24 protein-coding genes and 1 tRNA gene are annotated in these 26,938 nt (G+C 64.3%); 19 read left to right on the top strand and 6 right to left on the bottom strand.

The window, feature by feature from the left end; genetic code table 11:
- Positions 1-36 precede the first annotated feature (36 nt).
- The 6 genes from J3454_RS00600 (at position 37) to J3454_RS00575 (ending at position 7,017) form a co-directional block, all read left to right on the top strand.
- Positions 37-111 (top strand) — tRNA-Val (locus tag J3454_RS00600).
- 147 nt (positions 112-258) lie between these two features.
- Complete coding sequence (locus tag J3454_RS00595; protein WP_349511824.1) at positions 259-1,869, top strand: helicase HerA domain-containing protein; 1,611 nt, start codon at positions 259-261, stop codon at positions 1,867-1,869.
- Between the two features lie 182 nt (positions 1,870-2,051).
- Positions 2,052-3,275 carry an NADP-dependent isocitrate dehydrogenase gene (locus tag J3454_RS00590; RefSeq protein ID WP_349511823.1) on the top strand — a complete coding sequence of 408 codons (1,224 nt, stop codon included), beginning with the start codon at positions 2,052-2,054 and terminating at the stop codon, positions 3,273-3,275.
- 21 nt (positions 3,276-3,296) lie between these two features.
- The gene (locus tag J3454_RS00585; RefSeq protein ID WP_349511822.1) at positions 3,297-4,937 is read left to right on the top strand and encodes a GNAT family N-acetyltransferase; all 1,641 of its coding nucleotides are present in this window, start codon (positions 3,297-3,299) and stop codon (positions 4,935-4,937) included.
- A gap of 31 nt (positions 4,938-4,968) precedes the next feature.
- Entirely contained in the window at positions 4,969-6,732 is a 1,764-nt protein-coding gene (locus J3454_RS00580) for a cation:proton antiporter domain-containing protein (RefSeq protein WP_349511821.1), read from the top strand.
- Positions 6,733-6,834: 102 nt separating this feature from the next.
- Entirely contained in the window at positions 6,835-7,017 is a 183-nt protein-coding gene (locus tag J3454_RS00575) for a hypothetical protein (RefSeq protein ID WP_296716093.1), read from the top strand.
- A 9-nt stretch (positions 7,018-7,026) separates the two neighbouring features.
- Here J3454_RS00575 and alaS read toward each other — a convergent pair whose 3' ends face one another.
- The 5 genes from alaS to smpB all read right to left on the bottom strand — a co-directional run bounded on the left by alaS (position 7,027) and on the right by smpB (position 14,985).
- Positions 7,027-9,699: an alanine--tRNA ligase gene (gene alaS, locus J3454_RS00570; RefSeq protein ID WP_349511820.1), complete on the bottom strand. Its 2,673-nt coding sequence runs from the start codon at positions 9,697-9,699 to the stop codon at positions 7,027-7,029.
- A gap of 245 nt (positions 9,700-9,944) precedes the next feature.
- A complete protein-coding gene (gene recA / locus J3454_RS00565) occupies positions 9,945-11,009 on the bottom strand; it encodes a recombinase RecA (RefSeq protein ID WP_349511819.1) in 1,065 nt (354 codons plus the stop codon).
- Between the two features lie 142 nt (positions 11,010-11,151).
- A complete protein-coding gene (locus J3454_RS00560) occupies positions 11,152-13,596 on the bottom strand; it encodes a response regulator (protein ID WP_349513114.1) in 2,445 nt (814 codons plus the stop codon).
- Between the two features lie 155 nt (positions 13,597-13,751).
- Positions 13,752-14,285, bottom strand: a complete 534-nt coding sequence (locus tag J3454_RS00555) for a DUF2062 domain-containing protein (protein ID WP_349513113.1) — start codon at positions 14,283-14,285, stop codon at positions 13,752-13,754.
- Between the two features lie 217 nt (positions 14,286-14,502).
- Entirely contained in the window at positions 14,503-14,985 is a 483-nt protein-coding gene (gene smpB / locus J3454_RS00550; RefSeq protein ID WP_349511818.1) for an SsrA-binding protein SmpB, read from the bottom strand.
- A 139-nt stretch (positions 14,986-15,124) separates the two neighbouring features.
- Between smpB and J3454_RS00545 the strand changes: the two genes are divergently transcribed.
- The gene (locus tag J3454_RS00545) at positions 15,125-16,195 is read left to right on the top strand and encodes a succinylglutamate desuccinylase/aspartoacylase family protein (protein ID WP_349511817.1); all 1,071 of its coding nucleotides are present in this window, start codon (positions 15,125-15,127) and stop codon (positions 16,193-16,195) included.
- A 169-nt stretch (positions 16,196-16,364) separates the two neighbouring features.
- Here J3454_RS00545 and dapA read toward each other — a convergent pair whose 3' ends face one another.
- On the bottom strand, positions 16,365-17,252 hold the full coding sequence (dapA, locus tag J3454_RS00540) for a 4-hydroxy-tetrahydrodipicolinate synthase (RefSeq protein WP_349511816.1): 888 nt from the start codon (positions 17,250-17,252) through the stop codon (positions 16,365-16,367).
- Positions 17,253-17,350: 98 nt separating this feature from the next.
- Between dapA and J3454_RS00535 the strand changes: the two genes are divergently transcribed.
- The 12 genes from J3454_RS00535 (at position 17,351) to J3454_RS00480 (ending at position 26,895) form a co-directional block, all read left to right on the top strand.
- Positions 17,351-19,318: a lytic transglycosylase domain-containing protein gene (locus tag J3454_RS00535; RefSeq protein WP_349511815.1), complete on the top strand. Its 1,968-nt coding sequence runs from the start codon at positions 17,351-17,353 to the stop codon at positions 19,316-19,318.
- Between the two features lie 6 nt (positions 19,319-19,324).
- Complete coding sequence (locus J3454_RS00530; protein WP_349511814.1) at positions 19,325-19,804, top strand: GreA/GreB family elongation factor; 480 nt, start codon at positions 19,325-19,327, stop codon at positions 19,802-19,804.
- On the top strand, positions 19,797-20,261 hold the full coding sequence (locus J3454_RS00525; RefSeq protein ID WP_349511813.1) for a hypothetical protein: 465 nt from the start codon (positions 19,797-19,799) through the stop codon (positions 20,259-20,261). The genes J3454_RS00530 and J3454_RS00525 overlap by 8 nt, the downstream gene beginning before the upstream one ends.
- A gap of 78 nt (positions 20,262-20,339) precedes the next feature.
- Positions 20,340-21,593, top strand: coding sequence for a dual-specificity RNA methyltransferase RlmN (gene rlmN / locus J3454_RS00520; protein WP_349511812.1), 1,254 nt, complete (start codon positions 20,340-20,342; stop codon positions 21,591-21,593).
- Between the two features lie 176 nt (positions 21,594-21,769).
- Positions 21,770-22,294: a hypothetical protein gene (locus tag J3454_RS00515; RefSeq protein ID WP_349511811.1), complete on the top strand. Its 525-nt coding sequence runs from the start codon at positions 21,770-21,772 to the stop codon at positions 22,292-22,294.
- Positions 22,295-22,320: 26 nt separating this feature from the next.
- Positions 22,321-22,641 carry a PRC-barrel domain-containing protein gene (locus J3454_RS00510; protein ID WP_349511810.1) on the top strand — a complete coding sequence of 107 codons (321 nt, stop codon included), beginning with the start codon at positions 22,321-22,323 and terminating at the stop codon, positions 22,639-22,641.
- 65 nt (positions 22,642-22,706) lie between these two features.
- The gene (locus J3454_RS00505; RefSeq protein WP_349511809.1) at positions 22,707-23,294 is read left to right on the top strand and encodes a class I SAM-dependent methyltransferase; all 588 of its coding nucleotides are present in this window, start codon (positions 22,707-22,709) and stop codon (positions 23,292-23,294) included.
- Positions 23,291-23,941, top strand: coding sequence for an MOSC domain-containing protein (locus J3454_RS00500; RefSeq protein ID WP_349511808.1), 651 nt, complete (start codon positions 23,291-23,293; stop codon positions 23,939-23,941). The genes J3454_RS00505 and J3454_RS00500 overlap by 4 nt, the downstream gene beginning before the upstream one ends.
- 134 nt (positions 23,942-24,075) lie before the next feature.
- Complete coding sequence (locus tag J3454_RS00495; protein ID WP_349511807.1) at positions 24,076-24,546, top strand: glycine zipper 2TM domain-containing protein; 471 nt, start codon at positions 24,076-24,078, stop codon at positions 24,544-24,546.
- A gap of 162 nt (positions 24,547-24,708) precedes the next feature.
- The gene (locus J3454_RS00490; protein WP_349511806.1) at positions 24,709-25,485 is read left to right on the top strand and encodes an SDR family oxidoreductase; all 777 of its coding nucleotides are present in this window, start codon (positions 24,709-24,711) and stop codon (positions 25,483-25,485) included.
- The gene (locus J3454_RS00485) at positions 25,482-26,153 is read left to right on the top strand and encodes a cytochrome b/b6 domain-containing protein (RefSeq protein ID WP_349511805.1); all 672 of its coding nucleotides are present in this window, start codon (positions 25,482-25,484) and stop codon (positions 26,151-26,153) included. Before J3454_RS00490 ends, J3454_RS00485 begins: the two co-directional genes overlap by 4 nt.
- On the top strand, positions 26,146-26,895 hold the full coding sequence (locus J3454_RS00480) for a molybdopterin-dependent oxidoreductase (RefSeq protein ID WP_349511804.1): 750 nt from the start codon (positions 26,146-26,148) through the stop codon (positions 26,893-26,895). Before J3454_RS00485 ends, J3454_RS00480 begins: the two co-directional genes overlap by 8 nt.
- Positions 26,896-26,938 lie beyond the last annotated feature (43 nt).

Genomic DNA, 26,938 nt, shown 5'->3' with positions numbered 1-26,938 from the left:
CTCCGCTTCGACAAGAGGCGCCGCTTCCGATGGTGCGGGCGTATAGCTCAGTGGTAGAGCACTATGTTGACATCGTAGGGGTCGCAAGTTCAATCCTTGCTACGCCCACCATCGCAAAAGCCCCGCAACTCCATGGAGTTGGCGGGGTTTTTCTTTGCCCATCGCCAAGTGGCGATTAGCGCGCCAGTTTGGCCCTTATCACTGGAAAACTGGTCGGGCCGCCTTCCCGCCTGCGCTCGGTGTGCCTAAGCCCGATGGGTGAGCGCAGCAATCGACATGGGCCGGGACAATGCCGGGCAAAGCATCTTCATCGATCTTGAAGAGCTGCTCGCCACGCGTCTGCTGGTGCAGGGCAATTCCGGATCGGGCAAGTCGCACTTGCTGCGCCGTCTGCTGGAGGAATGCGCGGGGCTGGTGCAGCAGGTGGTGATCGACCCCGAAGGCGATTTCGTGACACTGGCGGATCATTACGGCCATGTCGTGATCGACGCCGCCGCCTATTCCCCGCGGGAGATCGAGGCGCTGGCGGGCCGCGTACGGCAGCACCGCGCCTCGGTGGTTCTGGCGTTGGAGGAGTTGGAGGTGGAACAGCAGATTCGCTGCGCCGCGCTGTTCCTCACCGCGCTGTTCGACGCCCCGCGCGAACATTGGTTTCCGGCGCTGGTAGTCGTGGACGAGGCGCAGATGTTCGCGCCCGCCGCCGCCGGGGAAATGAACGACGATACCCGCCGCATGACGCTGTCGGCGATGACCAACCTGATGTGCCGCGGGCGCAAGCGCGGGCTGGCCGGGATCGTCGCCACCCAGCGGCTGGCCAAACTGGCCAAGAACGTTGCAGCGGAAGCTTCGAACTTCCTGATGGGCCGAACGTTTCTCGATATCGACATGCAGCGCGCCGCCGATCTGCTCGGCATGGACCGGCGGCAGGCGGAGCGCATTCGCGATTTGCAGCGCGGGCAATTCCTCGGCCTTGGCCCCGCTATCAGCCGACGCCCGGTGGCCGTGCAGATCGGCCCGGTTCGCACTGCGGGAAAAAATGCCGCCCAGGTACTGCTGCCTCTGCCCGATGCGCCTGGCGAGGAAATGGAGGCGCTGCTCAATGATCGGCTCGCCGAAGCGGCAAGCGATCAGTCGGCACGCAAAGCGCCTGCGCCGCCGCCCCGACCGGCGGCCGATCTGGAGCAGGCTTTGAAATCGGTGCCGACGCTGCCTGTGCCTGAGGCAAAGCCGCCGCTGACACCGATGGTCAGCCAAGCCGAAGCCGATACTAACAAACCGCAAGCACCGGATGCGCCCCCGCCCCGGCTGCGTGCCGTCAGCCCCGCTAGCAGTGACGATGAGAGCGCACCCGGCATAGCCGACATTGTGCGCGAAATCGCTGCCAGCGATGGCTCCACATTCCGCCCGGCCACGGCGCTGTTCCGCGATTTCGCGATTCGCTGCCGCCAGCAAGGCGTTGCCAGCGCGCATGTCGACCTTGCCCGCTTCCGCCGCCTGTTCGCCTTCGAGGTCGCGGGGGTCGAACGTCTGGCCGCACCGGCACGCGCACAGATCGAAGCCATGGCGGGCGCGGTGGATGACGATGTCCTCGCCCCCTATCTCGCCATTCTGGTGGCAGCAGCGCGCGACGCGCCGATGCCCGATGAAGGCGAACTGGCCCGGCTCTACGGCAGTTCGTCGCCCAGCCGCGTGCGCCGCTTGCTCGATCACCTCGAACGCGGCGGCTTGATCGTGGTGCGCGAGGATTTCGGCGGCGATCGCAGCATCACCGTTCCCGGCATGGCCGACCTGTTGCGGGCGGCAAGCGCCGAATCCGCTTCGGACGGCCAAGATTCTGCTGCCTCGCCCGCATCACGCGGCGTCGCCTGATCGGCGCACCGGCACGACCTGCCGTGCAGGCCACCAGACGCTGCGGATTTTGCAAATCACTTGCAGGGGACCCGGCTTGCAAGCGCGCCAAGCCCTGCTAAAGCCCGCGCGGGATCTTTCACGACATCCTGTTCACTCACAGACAGCCCGCGGACGGGCGATGAGAATGGGGCCTAATAGCCATGCAGAAAATCAAAGTCGCAAACCCGGTCGTCGAGCTTGACGGCGACGAAATGACCAGGATCATTTGGCAGTGGATTCGCGAAAGGCTGATCCTGCCCTATCTCGACATTGACCTGCGTTATTACGACCTGTCGATCGAACATCGCGATGCGACCGACGATCAGGTCACGATCGATTCGGCCAACGCGATCAAGGAACACGGCGTCGGCGTGAAGTGCGCGACGATCACTCCGGATGAACAGCGGGTCGAGGAATTCAGCCTCAAGAAGATGTGGAAGTCGCCCAACGGCACGATCCGCAACATTCTGGGCGGCGTGGTGTTCCGCGAACCGATCGTGATCGACAACGTGCCGCGCCTGGTACCGGGCTGGACCGATCCGATCGTGGTCGGCCGCCATGCCTTCGGCGACCAGTACAAGGCAACCGACACCCTGATCCCCGGCCCCGGCAAGCTGCGCCTGGTGTTCGACGGCGAGGACGGCACCAAGATCGATCTCGACGTGTTCGATTTCCCCAGCGCCGGTGTGGCGATGGCGATGTACAACCTCGACGATTCGATCCGCGACTTTGCCCGCGCCAGCTTCAACTATGGCCTCAACCTCGGCTGGCCGGTGTACCTGTCGACCAAGAACACCATCATGAAAGCCTATGACGGGCGCTTCAAGGATCTGTTCCAGGAAGTGTTCGACAACGAAGGCTTCGCCGAGAAGTTCAAGGCCAAGAACATGGTCTACGAACACCGCCTGATCGACGACATGGTCGCATCCGCACTCAAGTGGTCGGGCAAGTTCGTGTGGGCGTGCAAGAACTACGATGGCGATGTGCAGTCGGATACCGTGGCCCAAGGGTTCGGCTCGCTCGGCCTGATGACTTCGGTGCTGCTCAGCCCGGATGGCAAGACCGTGGAAGCCGAAGCCGCGCACGGCACCGTCACCCGCCATTACCGCCAGCATCAGCAGGGCAAATCGACATCGACCAACCCGATCGCCTCGATCTTCGCATGGACGCGCGGGTTGATGTATCGTGGCCGCTTCGACAACACGCCCGACGTGGTGAAGTTTGCCGAAATGCTTGAGCGGGTGTGCATCCAGACGGTCGAAAACGGCCACATGACCAAGGATCTGGCGCTGCTGATCGGCCCTGGTCAGGATTGGCAGACCACCGAACAATTCTTCGAGACCATCGTCCAGAATCTCGAAAAAGAAATGGCAAACTGGGCTTAAGTCCTGGCTTTAGGAGGAATTTTGGCAAGCAGATCGAAAGCGCGGCTGGAAATACGTCAGGCCAAGCTCAAGGACGTGCGCGCGATCGGTGAACTTGTCCGCCGCGCCTATGACGATCTGCCTGCCTACACCCAAGGCGAAATTCGCGGACAGATCAATAACTATCCCGAAGGCTGCTTTGTCGCCATGTTCGATGGCACAGTGGTTGGTTACTGCGCGTCGATGCGGTTGGACGAACGGCTGGCGCTGTCCGATCACACTTGGGACGAGGTCACCGGTAATGGCTTCGGCAGCCGCCACGATCCGACTGGGGACTGGCTTTACGGCTATGAATTATGCGTGGATCCGGCGGTGCGCGGCACCCGGCTGGGCCGACGGCTGTATGAAGAACGCCGTACACTGGCCGAACGGCTCGACCTGACCGGCATTGTTTTCGGCGGGCGGATGCCCGGTTATGCCCGCGCCAAGCGCCGCAAGAGCAACCGGGCCGATACGCCCCAGGAATATCTGGAACTCGTGATCGAAAGCAGGATTCACGATCCGGTGCTGCGGTTCCAGCTCGCCAACGGTTTCGAGCCGGACGGAATACTTCCGAAATACTTGCCCGAGGACAAGGCGAGCCGCGGCAACGCGGTGCGGATGATCTGGCGCAATCCCTATGTAGACAGCGACGCGCCGCCCAAACACCGCCTGCCGCGCGACGTCGAAAGCGTGCGTATCGCCACCTGCCAGCTGCAATCGCGGGCGGTATCCGGCTTCGATGAATTCATGAAGCAGATCGAATATTTCGTCGATGTCGCCGCCGATTACGAGGCCGACTTCATTGTCTTTCCGGAAATGTTCACGGTCATGCTGCTGTCGGCAGAAGACCGCGAACTAACACCGCTTGAAGCGATTGAAACGCTCAGCGATTACACCCCGCGCATTCGTCAGCGCCTGTCTGAGATGGCGCTCGCCTTCAACATCAACATCATCGGGGGTTCGCACCCCACCCGCATGGCCGACGGTGACATCCACAATGTCGCCTATGTCTGCCTGCGCGACGGATCGATCCACGCGCAGGAAAAGATCCACCCCACCCCCAACGAAGCCTACTGGTGGAACATCAAGGGCGGCGATTCCATTGACGCGATCCCGACCGATTGCGGGCCGATTGGCGTGCTGATCTGTTACGATAGCGAATTTCCCGAACTCGCCCGGCGTTTGGTGGACGAAGGCGCGCGGATTATCTTTGTGCCGTTCTGCACCGACAGCCGGCAGGGCTATATGCGGGTGCGCTATTGCTCGCAGGCTCGCGCGATCGAGAACCAATGCTTTGTCGTAATGAGCGGCAATGTCGGCAACCTGCCCAATGTCGCAAACATGGACATCCAATACGCGCAAAGCTGCATTCTCACGCCGTGCGATTTCCCCTTCGCGCGCGACGGGATCGCGGCCGAGGCATCGGAGAATGTCGAAACGCTGACAATCAGCGACGTCAACCTTGCCGACCTCAGTTGGGCGCGGGCCGAGGGCACAGTCATGAACCTGGCTGATCGGCGCTTCGATCTCTATCGGATCGAATGGGACAGGCGGGTCGGCAACATCAAGGACCCGCTGGGCGAAGAGCGCGAAACCGGCGTGTCGCGTCCGCTTGGGCCGCCTTCTGCAGGTGGTGGGTGACACGACTTTACCGCCACGCTAAGCCTTAAGCGTGGCCGGCGAACTTACTCTCTCTCCAATTTTGTCCGACGCGCTGGTGATCTTGGGCGCGGCGGGGATCGTGATCCCGGTCTTCGCCCGTTTTCGCATCACCCCGATCATCGGCTTCATCCTGATCGGCGTGCTGGTCGGCCCCTATGGGCTCGGCTCGCTGGTCGAGCGAATACCCTGGCTCACCCACATCACCATCGACGATCCGGAGGTGCTAGTTCCCTTCGCCGATTTCGGCATCGTCCTGCTGCTCTTCGCGATCGGACTGGAGCTGTCGTTCAACCGCCTGTGGCAAATGCGCCGGCTGGTGTTCGGCCTGGGCGCGCTCGAACTGCTGATCATCGGCTCGTCGCTAGCCGCTTTTCTGGGCCTTACCGGCATGCTCGGGTGGACTGCAGCAATAGCGCTCGGCTTCGCGCTGGCATTCTCGTCGACCGCCATTGTGCTGCCGATTTCGGGCACTCGCACACCAGTGGGCCGCGCGGCGCTATCGATGCTGCTGTTCGAGGACATCATGATCGTGCCGATCATCTTCATCCTCGGCGCGCTCGCCCCGGCGGCGCAGAACGACGGCTGGGGCGGACTCGCCGAAACCCTGTGGCAGGGCGGTCTGGTGATCGCGGTGCTGCTGGTGGCGGGCCGCTTTGCCCTGCCCCGCCTGTTCTCGCAGGCCGCCCGCACCAAAAGCCCCGAACTGTTCCTTGCCGCCTCGCTGCTGGTCGTTATCGGCGCGAGCCTCGCCACCGCATTGGTGGGTCTGTCTCCAATCGTCGGCGCGCTGATCGCCGGGCTGCTGATCGCGGAAACCGAATATCACACCGAAGTCGAGATGATCATGGAGCCGTTCAAGGGCCTCGCCCTCGGCGTATTCCTGATCACTATCGGCATGAGCATCGACCTGATGGCGATCAGCGCGGACATCACTTCGATCGCGCTCGCAGTGGTCGGCGTGCTGGTGTTCAAGGCTTTCGTCACCGGCGTTCTGCTGCGGCTGATGGGCGCGCGCCGCAGCACCGCGACCGAAACCGGCGTGATGATGGCGAGCCCCAGCGAGACCACGTTGATCGTGCTGGCCGCTGCGACCGCCGCCATGGTGGTCGATTTCGAGACCGCGCAATTCTGGCAGACGGTGACCGCCATCGGCCTGACTGTAACGCCGCTACTGGCCAAGCTGGGCCGCATAATTGCGCGGCGGGTCGACGGCGCGCCCGAGCTTCCCGATGAGGACGATAACGAGGACCGCACCATCATCGTCGGCTGCGGCCGCGTGGGGCGATTGGTCGCCGACATGCTGCGGACCCACGGGCAGCCGCATGTCTTGCTCGATTCCGATCCGGACCTGATCGAACGTGCCCAGCGAGACGGCTACCGCGCCGTGTTCGGTGATGCGGGACGCGGCGATTCGCTCACCCGCCTGGGCGTCGAAACCGCGCCGGCGGTGGTGCTGACGATGGACGAGCCCGTGCTCGCCCAGCGTCTCGTTGCCAAACTGCGCAGCACCTATCCCGATCTTCTGATCGTCGCCCGTGCGCGCGATACTGACCATGCCGCCGCGCTCTACCGCGCCGGGGCCAGCCATGCCGTGCCGGAAACGCTGGAAAGCTCGCTTCAGCTATCGGAGGCCGTGCTGGTCGATATCGGCATCGCAATGGGGCCGGTGATCGCATCAATTCACGCCAAGCGCGACGAATTCCGCGAGCAGCTGGAACGCGAAGGCGGGCTTACCGAAAAGCCCAAGTTGCGCACAACCAACGCCGAAGCCTGAACGGCGCCATCGGACCAGCGTCGACCGATAGCCCAAGGCAATCCGTCGCACCGGACCGAACATTTTCCTCTCCGCCGCATTGGTACCGCAAGGAGAGCAAAAATGAGCGACAACAACGACCCGGCGAAGCCGACCCCCAATGACGAGAAGTTCAAGCCGCAGAACGTGAAAGGCCCGCTCAAGGACAAGGCCCCCACTGATCGCCGCGGCAGTCCGGGTGATACCGAGGGCTATGACGTCTCGCATGGCAGCGACCCGCAGACCAAGCGCACGCCTGGCAACTGAGGGTGTTATCTACAAGGCGGGCTGAGCCGCCAGCGCCGCCTTGACCGCCGAAAGCGCCTCGGCGGCCTTTGTGCCGTCCGGACCGCCGCCCTGCGCCATGTCCGGCCGCCCGCCGCCGCCCTTCCCGCCGAGCGCTTCCACGCCGGCGCGCACGAGATCGACTGCGCTGAAGCGGCCCGTCAGATCGTCGGTCACCGCCGCCGCTATGCTGGCCTTGCCGTCGTTCACCGCTATCACCGCTGCCACGCCCGATCCCATGCGCTGCTTGGCCGCATCGAGCAGCGGACGCAGTTCCTTCGGGTCCAGCCCTTCGAGCACCTGACCGCTGAACGTGACGCCTGCGACGGTTTCATCCGTCGGAGCAGCCGCCCCGCCAGTCGATCCGCCGCCGCCAAGCGCCAGCGCCTTCTTCGCCTCAGCCAGTTCCTTTTCCAGTCGCTTGCGCTCGTCCATAAGCGCTGCAATCCTCACGGGTACTTCTTCCGGGGTAGCACGGATCACGCCAGCGGCTGCCTTCAGCGCATCTTCGCGTGCCACCAGCCATTGCCGCGCCGCCTCGCCGGTCAGCGCCTCGATCCGGCGGACGCCCGAAGACACCGCGCTTTCGGAGATGATCCGGAACACGCCGATGTCGCCGGTGGCGCGCACGTGTGTACCGCCGCACAGTTCGACCGAGTAATGGCGCCCGCCGGTGCCCGAACGGCCCATCGACAGCACGCGCACTTCGTCACCGTATTTCTCGCCGAACAGCGCCAGCGCACCTGCCTCAACGGCATCATCGGGGCTCATCAGGCGCGTACCCACCTCCTCGTTGGCGCGAATTTCGGCGTTCACCTCGGCTTCGATGGCGGCGATGTCTTCCGGAGTCAGCGGGGCCGGGTGCGAGAAATCGAATCGTAGGCGATCTTCTGCCACCAGCGAACCGCGCTGCGTCACATGTTCGCCAAGACGACCGCGCAAAGCGGCGTGGACGAGGTGCGTGGCGGAATGGTTCGCGCGCACGCGGTCGCGCCGCTCGGCATCGACCTTGAGTTCGACCGTGTCGCCGACCGCGACCTGGCCCTCGTCGACGCGGACGTGGTGCGCGTGCAGGCGGCCCAGCGGCTTGGAGGTGTCAGTGACTGTCGCCTGCAACCCGCCAGTGCTGGCCATGGTGCCGCTATCGCCGGCCTGACCGCCGCTTTCGCCATAGAACGGAGTCTGGTTGGTGAGCACCACCACTTCATCGCCAGCTGCGGCTTGCGCCACTTCGGCTCCGCCCTTGACGATGGCCACCACCCTGCCCTCGCCCCCGGTAGAGGCGTAGCCGGTAAACTCGCTCGCGCCTTCGCGTTCGGCGATGTCGAACCAGACCTCTCCCGAGGCCGCTTCGCCCGAGCCTTTCCATGCCGCGCGCGCCGCTGCCTTCTGGCGCGCCATGGCCGCATCGAACCCTGCACGGTCGACCCCGATGTCGCGCGCACGCAGGGCGTCTTCGGTCAGATCATAGGGGAAGCCGTAGGTGTCGTAGAGGCGGAAGGCGATCTCGCCGTCGAGCTCTCCGCCAGACGCCATGGTGCCGGTTGCTTCATCGAGCAGCTTCAGCCCCTTGTCGAGCGTGCGGCGGAACTGGGTCTCCTCGCGTTCGAGCACCTCCTCGATCAATGCTTGTCCGCGGGCAAGTTCCGGGTAAGCTTGACCCATTTCGGCAACCAGACTGGGGACGAGCCGATGCATCAGCGGTTCGGTGCTGCCCAGCAGATGCGCATGGCGCATGGCGCGGCGCATGATCCGGCGCAGCACATAACCGCGACCCTCGTTGGACGGCAGCACCCCGTCGGCCATAAGAAAGCTGGTTGAGCGCAGGTGATCGGCAATAACCCGGTGCGACGCGGCGTGGTCGCCTTGCGCCGCCACACTGGTGAGGTTTTCCGAAGCAGCGATCAGCGCCTTGAAGGTGTCGGTGTCATAATTGTCGTGCACGCCCTGAAGCACGGCGGCGACGCGTTCGATGCCCATGCCGGTGTCGATAGACGGCTTGGGCAAATCGCGGCGAGTGCCATCGGCCTGGCTCTCGTACTGCATGAACACGAGGTTCCAGATCTCGACGAAACGGTCCCCATCTTCGTCAGGGCTGCCGGGAGGGCCGCCGAAAATGTGATCGCCGTGATCGTAGAAGATTTCCGAACACGGGCCGCACGGGCCGGTGTCACCCATCGACCAGAAGTTGTCGCTGGTGGCGATACGGATGATGCGTTCGTCGGGCAGGCTGGCAATGCGCTTCCACAGCGCATGGGCCTCATCATCGGTGTGGTAGACCGTGACGGTGAGCCTGTCCTTGGGCAGCCCCCATTCGCGGGTCAGCAAGGTCCAGGCGTGTTCGATCGCCTGTTCCTTGAAATAGTCACCGAACGAGAAGTTGCCGAGCATCTCGAAGAAGGTGTGGTGCCGGGCGGTGTAGCCGACGTTGTCGAGATCATTGTGCTTTCCCCCGGCGCGCACGCATTTCTGCGAGGACGTAGCGCGCTGCGCTGGCGGAGTTTCCAGGCCGGTGAACACGTTCTTGAACGGCACCATGCCCGCGTTGACGAACATCAACGTCGGATCATTGTAAGGCACAAGCGCGGCGCTCGGTGTCACAGCGTGCCCGGCCTTGCCGAAATAGTCGAGGAAGGACCGGCGGATTTCGTTGGTAGAGCTCATGGTTGTGCAGTTAGGCACTGCGCGCGATTTAGGCAATGCGGCGCGCTTTAGGAAGACGGCACCGGGCGCAAGAAGTGTTGCCTTCGATCCACAATTGACGGGTTCGCGATGATGGCAGCGGCAGGATGAGCGCGCCCAACGAAAAACCGGCGCCAGACCTGCGGGGAGGTCTGCGCCGGTTTTCCGGTTTTCCGGACGCTTGGAGATACCGGGAGCATAACACTCCCGGCACGCCCGCTTGAGGATCAGTCTTCGGAGTCCGCGTCCGGCCCCGTCATCATCTCCTCGGCGACCTTGTCGGTCCGGCTGCGGATCGCAGCTTCCAACCGGTCGCAAACTTCCGGGTTCTCTTTGAGATAGGTCTTGGCGTTTTCACGCCCCTGACCGATGCGGATGCTGTCATAGGAGAACCAGCTACCCGACTTTTCCACCAGGCCCGCCTTCACGCCGAGATCGATGATCTCGCCGATCTTGGAGATGCCTTCGCCGTACATGATGTCGAATTCGACCTGCTTGAACGGCGGGGCGACCTTGTTCTTGACGACCTTTACGCGGGTGGCGTTGCCGGTGATCTCGTCGCGGTCCTTGATCTGTCCGGTGCGGCGGATATCGAGCCGGACCGAGGCGTAGAACTTGAGCGCATTGCCGCCGGTGGTGGTTTCCGGATTGCCGTACATCACTCCGATCTTCATGCGCAGCTGGTTGATGAAGATCACCATGCATTTCGAACGGTTGATCGAGCCGGTCAGCTTCCGCAGGCTCTGGCTCATGAGGCGGGCCTGAAGGCCGACATGCGAATCGCCCATTTCGCCCTCGATTTCAGCACGCGGCACAAGCGCCGCAACCGAATCGACCACCAGCACATCGATCGCGTTGGAACGCACCAGCGTATCGACAATCTCGAGCGCCTGTTCGCCGGTATCCGGCTGCGAGACGATCAGCTCGTCGATGTCGACGCCGAGCTTCTTGGCATAGACCGGATCGAGCGCGTGTTCGGCATCGACGAAAGCCGCGGTACCGCCCGATTTCTGCGCCTCTGCAATTACATGCAGGGCCAGCGTCGTCTTGCCCGAGCTTTCCGGCCCATAGACCTCGATTACGCGCCCCTTGGGCAACCCGCCGATGCCGAGCGCGATATCGAGCCCGAGCGACCCGGTCGAAATGGATTCGACCTGCATGGTTTCCTTCGAGCCGAGCTTCATCGCCGAACCCTTGCCGAAGGCACGATCAATCTGGGCAAGAGCGGCTTCGAGCGCCTTTTGACGGTCCACGTCTTTTTCCTTCTGTACCAGCTTCAATGACGTAGCCATCGCACGCGCTCCTTCGCTTGCCTAGAGGCGATCGCCGGTTTTCGACGATCGTTCTTGGACATCGGTGTATCGCGTTTGTTCCAATAGAACAAGTGGGGAACGAAAATAATTTCCTACAACACCCGCAAGTGCTTGCCGCCGATCACTTGGCTGTCGCTTCGGCCTCTGCCTGTTCGGAGCGTGCGTGTCGCAGCACGGCCCCCACCTTGTCGCCGATCGACGCCACGCTGAACGGCTTGGCGATGAAGTGCATATCCTGAATATCGATGTCGCGGCGCAGCTGTTCCTCGGCATAGCCGGACATGAACAGCACCGGCATCTGCGGCAGCCTCGCGCGGATTGCGCGCACCATGGCCGGGCCGTCCATGCCGGGCATCACCACATCGCTGACGACGATATCGAAACCGGCAGCCGGATCGGCGATCGCGGCGAGCCCTTCCTCGCCACTGGCGCAAGCAGTAACATCATAGCCCGCCCGCGCCAGTGCGCGTTCGGCCACCGCGCGTACCATGTCCTCATCTTCCACCAGCAGCACCTTGCCGCCCGCCGACCATTCGGAGGAGATGAGCTGCGTCTTGGCCTCGCGCTTCTTCGGCGCCTCGCCGCGATGGACGGGAAAATAGACGGTGAAGCGCGCGCCTGTGGGGCGGCCTTCCTTGTCGGTGACGTTGTCAGCAAAGATGAACCCACCCGATTGCTTGACGATCCCGTAGGCGGTCGACAGGCCGAGGCCGGTGCCTTTGCCCTGTTCCTTGGTAGTGAAGAACGGTTCGAACAGCTTGGGCAGCACATGCGGGGGAATGCCGCCGCCGGTATCCTGCACGATCAGCACGGTGTAGTCGGCGGCAGGCAGCACTTCGGAGCCCAGTTGCACCACCTCGGTCGCGTGCAAGTGGCGCGTGAACAGCGATATCCGCCCGGTACCGTTCCCGCGGGGCTGGCCCCCGTTCCCCTGGATCGCGTCGCGGGCGTTCACCGCCAGGTTCATGATCACCTGTTCCATCTGCTGCGGATCGGCCCGCACCGGCCCCAGATTGCGATCATGCTGGACGTAATAGGTGATCTTTTCGCCGAGCAGCCGCTTGATCAGCGGGCTGACCTCACTGATGACATCGGGCAGCTGGATCACCTCGGGCCGCAAGGTCTGCTGGCGCGAGAATGCCAGCAGTTGTCGGGTGAGCGCGGCAGCGCGGTTGGAATTGGCGCGAATTTGCTGAATGTCGTCGTAGTCGCTGTCGCCTGGAATATGGCGCAGCAGCATCAGATCGCAGGTGCCGATGATCGCGGTCAGCACATTGTTGAAATCATGCGCGACCCCTCCGGCAAGCTGGCCCACCGCCTGCATCTTGGTGGCTTGCGCGACCTGTCGGCGCAGCTGGTTTTCCTGGCTCGAATCCGCAAGGCTCAGCAGCACTGCGCCCTCGCCCAGCCCGCGCACTCCAGCCAGCCCGAGCGAGACCGGCTCTTCCGGGCTGTTGACCAGTCGCACCGCCACATCGCCACTGGTCGCCGGTCCGCGCCCATGGCGGCGCACCGCATCGGACAGCGCGGCCTTGTCTTCGCGCACCACCAGATCGGTCGGGAAGGAGGGAAGGCCCCGCCCTTCGCGATCGACCGCGCGAAGGAACGCCTCGTTGCCGAACAGGAAGCGCCCGTCACGGTCGGTCATGGCAAGGCCCAGCGGCAACTGCCCAAGCAGCGCATCGAGCTGCGCCACCCCGGCCTGCGCCGCCCCGTCCCAGCCACTGCCGATTCCGACGCCGCTGTCGATCAGCAGCATCAGCGACGTCGCTTCGTCGGGCCCCGCAGGCCGCTCTTGCGTCGCCGGATCGATCAGCGGAATGTCGACCAGCGTCTGCGGCGTCCCCCCCCTGCCCTCACGGGCGAAGAAGATGCGGTCGCGTTCGTCGGTGCGCAGGAAGCTGACGAAATCCTGTCCGGCCAGTGTTGCGCTGTCATCGCCCGCAGCACGTTCGGCGAAACCGGAACTGACCATGCGGATCACCCCGTCGGCGGTGGTGATCGCGGTCTCGATCCCGGCACGGCTGAGCATCATGCCGAAGGGTCCGGACAGGTCGAGCGCCCCGAGGCTCACACTGCTGGAGCGCGGAAGCTGGCGCAGCCGCCAGACGAGATGATCTTCCCCGCGTCCGGCGCGGGTGGCGGATACCTGCCAGTCGCTCTCACCGTCGGGCGCTGGCAGCGATTCGAGCGTCCCTGCCCCGTCGCGCCACGCGTCGCGCGCCAGCCGGGTCAGTGCCTCCAGCGCCTCGCGGTCGAACGGCAGCGCGGGCGGCGCTGCGGTAGCGCCGAAGTTTTCGACGAACAGACTGTTGGCGCACACCATCCGGTTGGCGCGATCGGTGATGGCAACGGCTTCTCCGCTGCGCTCGATCGCGGCGACGGTGACCGTCCAGTCGGGCGAGGCAATCTGGTTTTCAGCCGGAGCGGCGCGCAGCCTGTCCATGATTACCACGCCGCCCAGCAGAACGCCGACTGCCAGCGCAAACACCAGCGCCACCAGCCAGCTCGCCGTGGCGAGATACAGCAGGCCGGTGCTGAAGAGCAGCGCCGCAGCCAGAACCATCAGCAGCCATGATGACGGGGTATGCGCCACTTCCGCGGTCGGCTCTTCGATCGCGGCGGCGGTGCGTTTCTGACCTCGGCTGTTCGGCTTGGACAAGCGGCGTGTTCCTGTTGCTGCGTTTATGCCCGCCCTCATGGCGAGCGGGCTGCCCGTTCCTAGTGTGAGCCAAGCCGCTGGTCGAGCCGGGCCTCCATCACCTTCAACCGTTTGGCCCGTTTACGGGCCACCACAGCGCGCCAGATCCAGCCAGCGACAAGATATCCGACTGCCGGGGCAATAACCGCCATCACAGCAAATCCGAACGCGGTGGCTCCGGCCATCTGGAAAAAATCGGCAACCGCACTCCACGCCCCTGTTTCGAGCGCGGTGGAAGCCAAAGCCGGGCCATCGGCATCGATCCGCAAGGTGAAATTGCCAACCTTGTTTGCCACCACCAGCCAGAACGGCAAGGTGAAGGGATTTGTGACGAAGGTCACGAGCGCGGCGACCGGAACATTCGCCCGCGAAGGAAGGGCAAGAAATGCGGCGAGGAAAACCTGCCCGAGCGGGATGATGAATGCGGCAAACAGTCCCAGCGCCACCCCGCGCGGCACCGAACGGCGGGTAAATCGCCACAATTCGGGCGACAGGAACCGGTGCGCGATCGGAGCCAGATACTTGTTGCGCGCCATCTCCTCGCGCGAGGGCATGTACTTGCGCAGCATGTCCATCGCCCACGTTTTGGAGCGCTTTGGCGTATCGGGCCGATCGGGATCGGAAGGCTTCACGGGCACCCGCCCTCCCTGCGGTCCTTCGCAGCTATCCCAGTGGTTGAATCGGCAGGGTTCATGAAGGGCACCATATAGCGCAATATGGGTAACAGGACGTTTCTGACCAGTAGGTGAATCCGTCCGCGACCGGATTTTTTCAGCCCTTCTCGCGCATCAGCCGCGCCTTGTCGCGCTTCCAGTCACGCTCCTTGGTCGTGGCGCGCTTGTCGTGGTTCTGCTTGCCCTTGGCGAGAGCGAGTTCGACCTTGGCCCGCCCGGTACTGTTGAAGTAAACCGACAGCGGCACCAGCGTCATGCCCTTGCGTTCGACCGCACCGAACAGCTTTTCAATTTCGCGTTCGTGCAGCAACAGTTTGCGCGGGCGGCGCGGTTCGTGGTTCAGGCGATTGCCGTGGCTGTATTCGGGGATATTGGCGTTGATCAGCCACACCTGACCGTTCTTCACCTCGGCATAGCTTTCGGCGATGCTCGCCTCGCCTGCGCGCAATGCCTTCACCTCGGTACCCTGCAAGGCGAGCCCGGCCTCGAACTTGTCCTCGATATAGTAATCGAACCGCGCACGGCGGTTTTCGGCGACGGTCTTGAGCTTGTCGAAGGTGACGGGTTTGGGGCGTGCCATAAGGCCGCGCGATGTAGGCGGGTAAACGGGAAAAAGCGAGAGGGTTCGGGCGGATTTGCTTGGCGTGCGGGCACTGGGCGCAGTAGACGGGCGCTCTGGCGCATCGCGCAGAGGCGCGCAGCTGACGGGGGGGCGAGCAATGCAAGGTGTGGAACCGGAAGCTTTCGCCATTGCGGGGGCAGCAATCGCACCAGGCACCGCGCGCGATGTCGCGTTCCAGATCACCACGCTGGCGACCGGCACGCCTTCGGCGCTTGCGATCCGCGTGCTGCACGGCGCGAGGCCCGGCCCTGCCATCTTTGTCAGCGCAGCGATCCACGGCGACGAGATCATCGGCACCGCGATCATCCAGCGGCTGGCGCAGGAATGCGATCCGCAAACGCTTGCCGGCACGGTCCTGCTGGTGCCGGTCGCCAACATCTTCGGCTTCATGACCCGGTCGCGCTACCTGCCCGATCGCCGCGATCTCAACCGATCGTTCCCCGGTAGCGCCAATGGCTCGCTCGCCGGACAACTCGCCAACATCTTCTACCGCGAGGTGGTGGGGCGCTGCACGCTCGGCATCGATATCCATTCAGCCGCAATCCACCGTTACAACCTTCCGCAAATCCGCATCGCGGCGGGCAACACGCGGCTGATCGAACTGGCGATGGCGTTCGGCGCGCCGGTGATCATGGAAAGCCCGCTACGCGAAGGCAGCTTGCGCGATCTGGCCCATAAGCAGGGGGTCGACATGCTGCTGCTGGAATCCGGTGAGGCGCTGCGGTTCGACCGTCTGTCGGTCGAGACAGGCGTTGCCGGGGTTAGCCGGGTGCTGGCGCATCTGGGCATGATCGAAGCGGATGACGGCCTGACCGAAGTCGGCATACCGGCGCGCGCCAACCGATCGGTCTGGGTCCGGTCCCCGCGCGGCGGGGTGGCGCATTTCACCCGCGAATCCGGCGCTCCGGTGCGCAAGGGCGATGTGCTGGGCTGTGTCACAGGATTGTTCGGCGAAGATGCACAGGACATGGTCAGCCCGGTCGATGGCATCATCATCGGCCACGCCACCCTGCCCGTGGTCCACCAGGGCGATGCCTTGTTCCACATCGCCGAAATTCCCCACCCAGAACGCGTCGGCGCACGGATCGAAAGCATCACCGAGGCGATTCTGGCGAGCGAGCCCGAAGGCCCACCCGAAGCGCTGCTGGACGAGGACGAGGTGGTGTAATTCAGCTTTGCATCATCGAAGCTGAATGCCTGAGACACATGAGACACTGTCCAGAATGCGAAAACCCTTCCCCGGATGCAGATTTGCGAACGGACAGAACGGCTACGCAGGATCGACGGGCAAGGCATAGGAGGCCAGCCTACCCGTAATGGCGGCGCGTAGGAAAATCCTATCCTGCCAGCACTCCGGACGACACCAGCGCTTCGTCCACCGCCCGCTTCGCTTCGTCCGAGCATTCGACCAGCGGCAGGCGCACTTCGGGCTCGAGCCAGTCGTGCACGCGGCTCAAGGCATACTTCACCGGCGCTGGCGACGCGTCGGAAAACATTGCATAATGCAGCGGGAACAGGCGGTCGTTCAGCTGCCGCGCCTGCTGCAATTCATTGGCGGCAATCGCGGCGTGGAATTCGGCGCACAGCGCAGGCGCGACGTTGGCGGTTACAGAAATCGCTCCCCTGCCGCCTGCAGCAGCATGCGGCAGCCACAGCTCGTCATTGCCCGAAAGCTGGCAGAAATCGCGCCCGATGCCCATGCGGTGATCGGCCACACGCGAAAGATCGCCGCTGGCGTCCTTGATAGCGATGATCTTGTCCGGATAGCGCCGCACCAGTTCGACCACCGTGTCATCGAGAATGTCGGTCACGGTGCGCGCGGGCACGTTGTAGAGCACGATCGGCAGGTCGCAGTTTTCCGCCAGATAGCTGAAATGCGCGATCAATCCGGCCTGGCTGGGGCGGTTGTAATAGGGCGCGACGCACAGCCCTGCAGCCGCGCCGGCCTTCTTGGCGAAATTCATGTGCAGCGCAGCGTTGCGGGTGTCGTTCGAACCGCAGCCAGCAATCACCGGCACGCGGCCCGCAGCCTGTTCGATACAAACTTCGATCACGCGGTGATGTTCGGCATTCGACAGGGTCGAGGCTTCGCCCGTCGTCCCGCACGGCACCAGCGCGGCGCTGCCATTGTCGATCTGCCAGTCGACCAGCCGCCGGAACGCAGGCTCATCGAATGCTCCGCCGCGAAAAGGAGTCACCAAAGCGGGTATCGAGCCGCTGAACATTGCTTTTGTCCTGTCATGACCAGTAGACGGGGCAAGGATGCGAAAAATCGCATCCGCTCCATCTTCGTTAAGCGCCTACTAAGGAGCCGACCGGCACTATGTCCAGCATGGTTCACATTCCCTTGCAAAAGACCCGCCGCGCCGCCCTTGCTGGACTGGCCGCGCTTGGCGGCATGGCAATGCCGCTGGCGGCGCAGACTTACGCCCAGCCCGCAGGCACAAGCGATCTTGTCGCCCGCCAGCCCGGTGCGATTGCCGCTGCGGTGGCACGGTGGGAGGTGCTGCAGGCCAGTCGTGAGCTAGGGTTCATGGACTACGCCGGTTTCGTGCTGACCTATCCCTCTTTCCCGCGCAGTGAGATTCTGCGATTGCGCGCCGAGGCCGCGCTTGAAAGCGAAGCGCCCCCGCAGGCCGATCTACTGCGCTATTTCGATGCCAATCCGCCGCTGACCAATCCGGCGCGCGCGCGCTATGCGCTGGCGCTGGCCGGCGCGCAGCGGGCAGAGGCCTTCACCGCCGCGCGCGAGGCATGGCGCGGCGGCACCATGAGCGATCCGGCCGAGCTATATCTTGTCGGCCTGTACGGCGGCGAGTTCACGCCAGAGGATCACGCGCTGCGGATGGATTCGCTGCTGTGGCAGGGCAAGGCCGAGGCGGCGGCGCGGCAGCTGGTCAACCTCGATCAGGCCGATCGCCCGCTGGCGCTTGCCCGGCTTGCGCTGCTGCGCGGGACCATGCCCGAACAGGCCGGACTGACGGTGCCGCAAGGCGCGCTGGCCGATGCAGGCTATGTCTTCAACCTCGTCAACCACCTGCGCGCCTCGCGCCAGATGGGCGAAGCGGCACGCGTGCTGGTCACCGCTCCGCCATTCGTGCGTCCGGCCCGCGATCCTGCGGACTTCGTCGGCGATATGCTCGCCGTCGCCAAGGCTTCGGGCTCGCGCGAGGCCGCGCAGATTGCGGCGCGGGGGGACGATCTGTTCGCCCCCGGCACCGACATTTCGCAAATGTCGTTTGTCCTGCGCGATCGCTACACCGATCTGATGTGGCTGGGCGGGACGAATGCGCTCTGGAACCTTGGCGACGGCGCGGCTGCCGCACCGCTGTTCCAGCGTTACGGCGATGCCGCGCGTACGCCGCTGACCAAGTCCAAGGGATATTACTGGGCCGGTCGCGCCGCACGCCAATCCGGCAACGAAGCGGCGGCGCGGGGCTACTTCGAAAACGCTGCCCAGTGGCCGCATTATTATTACGGCCAGCTGGCAATTGCCGCGCTGGGGCGGCCAATGCCCGCCTTCGATCCGCTGCCCGCTGTCGCGATCACACCCGAAGCGCGCGCCCAATTCGAGGCCAGCCCGCTGGTGCAGGCGATCCGCGCGCTGGCTGTGAACCGCCGCGACTGGCGCACCGAGCGGCGTTTCTTCGAAGCCTTGGGCGACGAGGCCGACACTCCCGCAGAACTTACCATGACCGCACAACTCGCTGCCGAAACCGGCTTGCGTGAAATGGCGGTGGTGATCGGGATGAAGGCCGGTGAGCACGGGCTGGCAGGCTTCGAGCGGATCGGGTTCCCCACCATCGAAACCCCTGTGGTCAACGACTGGACCATGGTCCACGCGATCAGCCGGCAGGAAAGCGAATTCGACCGCACCCGCGTTTCCCACGCCGGCGCGCGCGGGGTGATGCAGTTGATGCCCGGCACCGCGCGCGAGCAGGCGGGCAAGCTGGGGATGCAATATCTCAGCGCCAACCTCACCGGCTCGCCGAGTTACAATATCCAGCTGGGCGACGCCTATTTCGCCCGGATGATGAGCTATTACGGCGGCGCCTATCCGCTCGCCGTGGGCGCGTATAATGCCGGGCCAGGACGCGTGAACCAATGGCTGCGGCTGAACGGCGATCCGCGCCGGGGTGAGATCGACTGGGTGACCTGGGTCGAGAAGATCCCGGCCAATTTCGAGACGCGCTATTACATCATGCGCGTGATCGGCAATGCCGTGACCTATTCGCACATGTATCCCGATCAGGCCGGGTTGCCGCGCCCGATCGGCACCTTTCTGCGCTGATCTTCGATGAAGCCTCAGGGCCCGCCGATCACGCCAGCGGGCATGGCCGCATTGAAGGCGCGGTATGACCTGCTGCTCGGCACCGAACGCCCCGCGATCGTCGAGATCGTCAGCTGGGCGGCGGGCAATGGCGATCGCAGCGAAAACGGCGATTACCTCTACGGCCGCAAGAAGATGCGCGAGATCGACCGCGAGCTGGCCCACCTGATCAAGCGCATGAAGCTGCTGCGGGTGGTCGATCCGGCGGCGCAGGTGGATCGGACCCGCGTGTACTTCGGCGCGACCGTGGAAATCGCCGACGAGGACGACCACCGGCAGACAGTCACCCTTGTCGGCGATGACGAACAGGACGCGGGCGCGGGCCGGATCGGCTGGAACTCTCCGCTTGCGCGGGCGCTGCGCGGGGCGAGTGTCGGTGATCTGCGCACCGTCGCTCTTCCCTCGGGCAGCAGGGAATGGGAAGTGCTGGGAATCGACTATGCGTAAGATCGCGATTGTCTGCATCCTTGCCACTTTCGCCGCGCCCCTCGCCGCAAAGGACAGCCTCGGCGTCTATGCGAACTGGGCGGCGTTCCGCGATGCCGATGCGCCGCGCTGCTATGCCATTGCCAAGGCGCGTGGGCAGGACAAGGACGGTGCCTTTGCGTCCATCGGCAGCTGGCCAGCGCAAAAAATCCGAAATCAGGTGCATTTCCGCTTGTCCCGCGAGGTTCCAGCGCAAAGCGCCGTTCGCCTGAGGATCGGCTCCACCACGTTCCCGCTTGCAGCAAAGGGCCGCGATGCCTGGGCCAAGGACGCCCGCGCCGATGCCGCGATTGCTGCAGCCCTGCGCTCGGCCAGCGCGATGCGTGTCAGCGCGAGCGGTTTCTCGGACCGGTATGATCTGGCAGGCGTGGCCACTGCGATGGACGCGGCAACGGTAGGGTGTGCGCAGCGCAACTGACCTAGCAATGGCGTTACGTGCGCGCAGCGCGAGACGACTGGTCAAACCGCGCACGCACGACTATATGCGCGGCCACCCATGGCCGATACTGCACTCATGACCATTCCGGGCCTCAGCGACCCGGTGCCTGCCGCGCGCGACATCACGCCGCGTGCCGACGGACGCATTGACCTGATCGGCCTGCCCCGCCCGCGCATCCGCGAATTGTTCGCCGCCGCCGGGCTGGACGACAAGTCCGCCAAACTGCGCGCCAAGCAGGTGTTCCACTGGCTCTACCACCGCGGCGTGAGCGATTTCGAGGCGATGACCGACATTGCCAAGTCGATGCGCCCGTGGCTCAGCGAGCGGTTCGTGATCGGACGTCCGGAAATCGTCGAGGCGCAGCACTCCACCGATGGCACCCGCAAATGGCTGCTGCGCACCGCCGACGGGCACGATTACGAGATGGTGTTCATCCCCGACGAGACGCGCGGCACGCTGTGTGTGTCATCGCAGGTCGGCTGCACGCTCAACTGCACCTTCTGCCACACCGGCACGATGAAGCTGGTGCGCAACCTCACCCCCGGCGAGATCGTCGGTCAGGTAATGCTGGCGCGCGATGCGCTGGGCGAATGGCCCAAGGGCAGCATGGCAAGCATGGCCGATATCGTCGACGAGGATGACGAGGCCGGCCACTACACCGCCGATGGCCGCCTGCTCACCAACATCGTGATGATGGGCATGGGCGAGCCGCTGTACAATTTCGATCATGTTCGCGACGCGCTGATCCTTGTGATGGACGGCGACGGGCTTTCGCTGTCGAAGCGCCGGATTACCCTGTCGACCAGCGGCGTCATCCCAATGATGGAACGTTGCGGCGAGGAAATCGGCGTCAACCTCGCAGTCAGCCTGCATGGCGTGCGCAAGGACGTGCGCGACGAGTTGGTGCCGCTCAACAAGAAGTACGGCATCGAAGATCTGTTGCAGGCCTGCGCCGATTACCCCGGTGCCAGCAACGCGCGGCGCATCACGTTCGAATATGTGATGATCCGGGACAAGAACGACAGCGACGATGACGCGCGTGAACTGGTGCGGCTGCTGCGGCAGTACAACCTGCCGGCCAAGGTCAACCTGATCCCGTTCAACCCGTGGCCCGGCAGCGGCTATGAATGTTCCACTCCGGATCGCATCCGCGCCTTTTCCGAAATCGTGTTTCAGGGCGGGATTTCCGCGCCGGTGCGCACCCCGCGCGGGCGCGACATCGATGCGGCTTGCGGCCAGCTGAAAACCGCGGCGGAAAAGAAAAGCCGCGCTGAGCGGGATCGCGAAGCCGCCGCCGCCGCGCTCGGCTAAGGTTGCACCCTGCGCAATTAAGCTCGGCCTGATTTTCGCACAGCTTGCCCCGCCAATCGGCAGGTCACTCACTCAGGTTACGTCGTTCGTCGCAATTTTCCGGCTTTCTGTCCGTAATTTGGACATGGGCGCTTCGGATTCTCCCGCTGGCCCGCACAAGCCAATGAGGAGCGATCATGGCGGAAATTCCCGTAACGCATAAATCGAACAAGAGCTGGCTGTGGTTGCTTTTGGTGCTGCTGCTGCTTGCGCTGCTGATCTGGTGGCTGCTTGCCGATGACGACGAGGCCATCGAAACGACCGAGCCGGTCGCGATCGAGCAGACCGAGCCGATGATGACCGAACCAGCCGGTGTCATGACGATCGCCGCCATTCTGGAAAACCCGCAGACCTATTACGGACGCGATGGCTTTACCGCGGAAGTCGGCGTGGACGGGCCGCTTACCGATCGCGGTTTCTGGATCACCGACGATGCCGGCAACCGCATGTTTGCACTGGTGATCGATGAGCCGCGCGAAGTGCCGATCGACCTTAACCCGGGCCAGCGCCTGCGGATCACCGGCGGCACCGTGCGCAATCCGTCCGATACGGCCGGAATTCCCGGCGTGACGCTCGACGACGACACCATGCAGACGATGCAGGGCCAGCAGGCTGTGCTGGTGGTGAACGAGGAAAATATCGAAATCCTCGAAGCAGCGTGACGACCGGTTAGAGCGGGAGAATCATGATGACCGACCACTATGTCGACCTTGACGAACTGGACGATTACAAGCTGGAACACAGGAATCAGGACCTGCGCGGGCACCATCTTTACAGCCATGACGGCACCCGGCTCGGTACGGTTTCGCGGATGCTTGTCGATCCCGAGCGGGAGCATGTCGCCGCGCTGGTGCTGGACGACGGACGCGGCGTGCCGGTCAGCGAGATCGAGATCAGGGATGGTGACGCCTACATCGATCCGGTCGAGGAAAGCCGTTATTTCACCCCGCGCAAACGCGAACGCGAAATGCCGCGCGGGCCTGTGCGGGTACGCCGCCACCGGACCTGAACCGGCGCGCACTCGATCGCAAACCGGACATTGCACCGCGCCCTCATCACAGCGATAAGGGCGCGGTGGACCCTCAGACCCTCGCCTTTTATCAAGCGCGCGCGCCGCATTACACGTTCACGTCGGCGCAGCGACACAGCCACCAGCTCGATCCGTTTCTCGACCGGCTGAAACCGGCAGCGTGCGTGCTGGAACTCGGCTGCGGCGGCGGGCAGGATTCCGCGCGGATGGCCGCGCGCGGCTTCATGGTGGATGCGACGGACGGAACGCCCGCGATGGTCGCAAAGGCCAAGGAACGCTTTGGACTGGCCGCGCGGGTCATGGAGTTCGACGAACTGGATGCAGACGCGGCGTATGATGCAGTCTGGGCCCATGCCAGCCTGCTGCATTGCCAGCGCGCGGCGCTGCCCGATGTGCTGATCCGGATCCACCGCGCGCTGGTGCCGGGCGGCTGGCACTTCGCAAGCTACAAGCTGGGCGAGGCAGAAGGACGCGACCTGCTGGGCCGGTTGCACAATTTCCCATCGGCCGAATGGCTAATTGCCGCCTATGAAGCGGCAGGCTTTGTTATCGAAGCGCGCGAAGTTTATGCTGGCAAAGCATCTGACGGCACCCAGCGCGACTGGATCGACCTCACCTTGAGAAAAGCATGAACTGGACCATCGAAGCCGTCTGCACCGGCACCGCCCGGCCTTTCAACGGCGCGGAGACCAGCGCGATCGTGAAGCGCCCCCGCGAAGGCGCGGTGCAGGTGCTGGCCGATGGTCTCGCACCCGACGAACAGGCCGACCGCCGTGTGCATGGCGGGCCGGAAATGGCGCTGCATCTCTATCCGCTCGATCATCATGCATTCTGGCGTGAGCAAATCGGCGATTCCCCGCTGCTGGCGGAACCGGGCGCCTTCGGTTCGAACCTTGCGGTGAGCGGCCTTACCGAAGACATGGTGCATATCGGCGATCGCTTTCGCCTTGGCTCCAAGACGAGCGGCGCGCTGATCGAAGTCAGCCAGCCGCGCCAGCCGTGCTGGAAGATCGAACACCGCTTCAGCCACAAGGGCATGGTCGCGGCGATCATCAGGACGGGACGCTGCGGCTGGTATTTCAGGGTGATCGAAGCGGGGGAAGTCGCGGCGGGCGACTCGCTCGAAAGGGTCGCAGCCGGCGCTGCCGAATGGAGCGTTGCGCGGGTGTTTCGTGCGCTGGTAGCGGGAACAGCCACTCCGGATGAACTGGCACAGCTTGCCGACCTCGCCCCGCTCAGCCCCAAGCTGCGCGAAAAGGCAGCAGCCAAGCGCGGTTAGTCAACGATCCATCGCGCGCTGAAGGCAACTGAACAAACCCTGCTGCTTGCTGAAAACGCCGTTCATCCTAGGTTCCTCTAAGCTGAACGAAAAGGGGGTCGCTCCATCGGGGAGTCGCCACAAGGGATACGATCATGAAACACCTTGCTCTCATCGCCGCAGCCGGGTCGCTGGCAGCATTCGCTGCCCCTGCGCAGGCTGCCGAACTGCCTGCCGCACCTTCACCGGTCTTCGCCAGCTTCCACGACAGCGCCCAGCCCTTTGCGCCTGTGGCCGCCTATGGCAGCGACGACGACTGGGACGACCGCCGCGACCGTCGCCGCTGGCGCGGGCGTGATCGTGACCGCGACTGGGACGATGATCGCGGCTGGCGAAACGATCGCCGTCTTGGCCGCAACGACCGGGTCTGGCGCGGGCGTGACGGACGCTATCGCTGCCGCCGCGACGACGGCACCACCGGCCTGGTGATCGGCGCAATCGGCGGCGCATTGGCTGGCCGTGCTGTCGACACCCGCGGTGATCGTTCGCTTGGAACCCTGCTCGGTGCGATCGGTGGCGGCCTGCTCGGCCGCGAGGTTGACCGGGGCGAGGCACGCTGCCGCTGATCCTCTGACACTTTCGTCCCGATGCGTCGCTGGCCCCACCGCCAGCGGCGCATTTGGCTGTCATAAAGCCGCCAAAGGGCCGCGCGTTTGGCTTCCCCGATTGAAGCGCGCGGCCCGCACTGGTAGCCATCGGGTCATGCAGACCCTCACAGCCCTCAGCTCATGACCCGCCCCGCAGTCCTGGTGACCGGCGGGGCAACCCGCATCGGCGGCGCTATTACCCGCGCCTTTGCCGCCGCCGGATGGCACGTGGTGATCCATTACCGTGCGTCGGCAACGGAGGCAGAGGAGCTTGCAGCCAGCCTGCCCTCGGCCGAGACAATCAGTTTCGACCTCACCGACGATGAAGCAGCCGTGGCAACCATCCGCGATCTGGCCAACCGGCTCGGCGACTGGCGCTGCCTCGTCAATTCGGCCTCGGTGTTCGATTACGATAGTGTAACCGCGCTCGACCCGGCAACGTACCGGGAGGCGATGCAGGTCAACGCCCTTGCCCCGGCCCGAATAGCCCAGACATACCTTGCCCTCGCGGCGAGCACGGCTACACGCACGGTGATCCAGATCACCGACATGAAGCTGGCCAATCCCAACCCCGATTTCTTCAGCTACACCATGTCCAAGCACGCGCTGGCGGCGAGCATTGCGATGCTGGCCAAGGGCGCACGCTCGTCGCACGACCGGATCTATGGCCTGGCGCCCGGAGCCATCCTCGCCAGCCACGACCAGCGCGAGGAGGAAACCGAGCTTTCGCACCGCATGAACCTGCTCGGCCGCAAGACCGGGGCAGACGAGATTGCGAACGCTGCGCTGTTCCTTGCGGGCGGCGCGCTCCAAAGCGGCGAGACGTTGTTCATCGACAGCGGCCAGCACCTGCTCGACCAGCCGCGCGACGTGATCTGGCTCGCCCGCGAACTCGCCGCTGCCGGGGACAGCGCATGAGAAGGCACCTGCTTTCGACCCGCCTGTGGCATTGGGTGAACGCGGTCGCCATCGTGGTGCTGTTCATGTCCGGACTGAACATCTCCAACGCCCACCGCTACCTCTACTGGGGCAATTACGGCTTCGATCCAGCGGACGCATGGGCCAAAGTGATCCGCTTTCCCGCGTGGACGACGATCCCGCAACGCTATGACCTTGCCGAAGCGCGCGACTGGCACAATCTGGCCGTGTGGCCCTTTGCTGTAGGGCTGCTGCTGATCTGGATCGCGATGCTGGTGAACGGGCATTTCCGGCGCGACCTTGCCACCGGACGACGCGACTGGACGCCGCGCGCGTTCATCGCATCGTTGCGCGCCCATGCCGGAGGCAAACCTGCAGCGGGCGGTTACAATCCGGTGCAGAAGGTTCTCTACGGCCTCGTGTTCGGCGTGCTGCTGCCCGCGATGGTGCTGACCGGACTTGCCATCAGCCCCGGCATTGAACCTGCCATGCCATGGCTGGTCGAGGGGCTCGGCGGGCGGCAAAGCGCGCGATCGCTGCATTTCATCGCCGCTTGGGGCATCTTCGGCTTTTTTGTCATCCACGTCGTTATGGCGCTGGCCGGATGGCGGCTGATAGGGGAGATGATCACCGGCGGGCGCAGGCGGGAGGAAGCGGACCATGGCTGAGATCGGACGGCGCGGGTTGCTTGCGGGGATCGCGGCGCTGGGCGCAGGCGCTTGCTCGAAAATGGCCGACAGCGACACGGGGCGCAGCATCTTCAACGCGGCCGAGGACTGGCACCGCGCCGCACACCGCACACTGGCGGGCAGGCAGAGGCTCGCGCCCGAATACGCACCCGAAGACCGCTCGCCCAGCTTTCGCGGCAATGGATCGCTAACGGTCGACAGTGATTTCTACCGCGCGCAACTTGGCCAGGGCTTTCCCGAATGGCGGCTGATGGTGGACGGGCTGGTGGAACGACCGCTGGCGCTCGGCCTCGCCGATATCCGCGCCCTTCCCCAGCGCACCCAGATCACGCGCCACGACTGTGTCGAAGGCTGGAGCGCGATCGGCGAATGGACCGGCCCGCAACTCGGCACGCTGCTGGATGCGGCAAATGTGCGCGAACAGGCGAACTTCATCGTCCTGCGCTGCGCCGATACGCTGTATGGACGCGAATATTACGAGAGCATCGACATGGTCGATGCCTATCACCCGCAGACCATTATCGCCCACGCGCTGAACGGCGAGCCGCTACCGGAGAAGAACGGCGCCCCGTTGCGCGCCCGGATCGAGCGGCAGTTGGGCTACAAGCACGCAAAGTTTCTCACCGGCATAGAAGCGGTCGCCAGCCTCGACGATATCGGCCAGGGCAAAGGCGGCTTCTGGGAGGATTTCGCAGGCTATCAATGGTATGCCGGAATTTAAGCCATTTGGCCGGGTCGACCGCGGCATGGAACACTGCGGCTCG

The organism is Erythrobacter sp. NFXS35 (assembly GCF_040148725.1).
In the GTDB taxonomy this organism is placed as follows: domain Bacteria; phylum Pseudomonadota; class Alphaproteobacteria; order Sphingomonadales; family Sphingomonadaceae; genus Erythrobacter.
The sequence above is the reverse complement of the archived record's forward strand: the minus strand, read 5'-3'. Positions and strand labels throughout refer to the sequence as shown.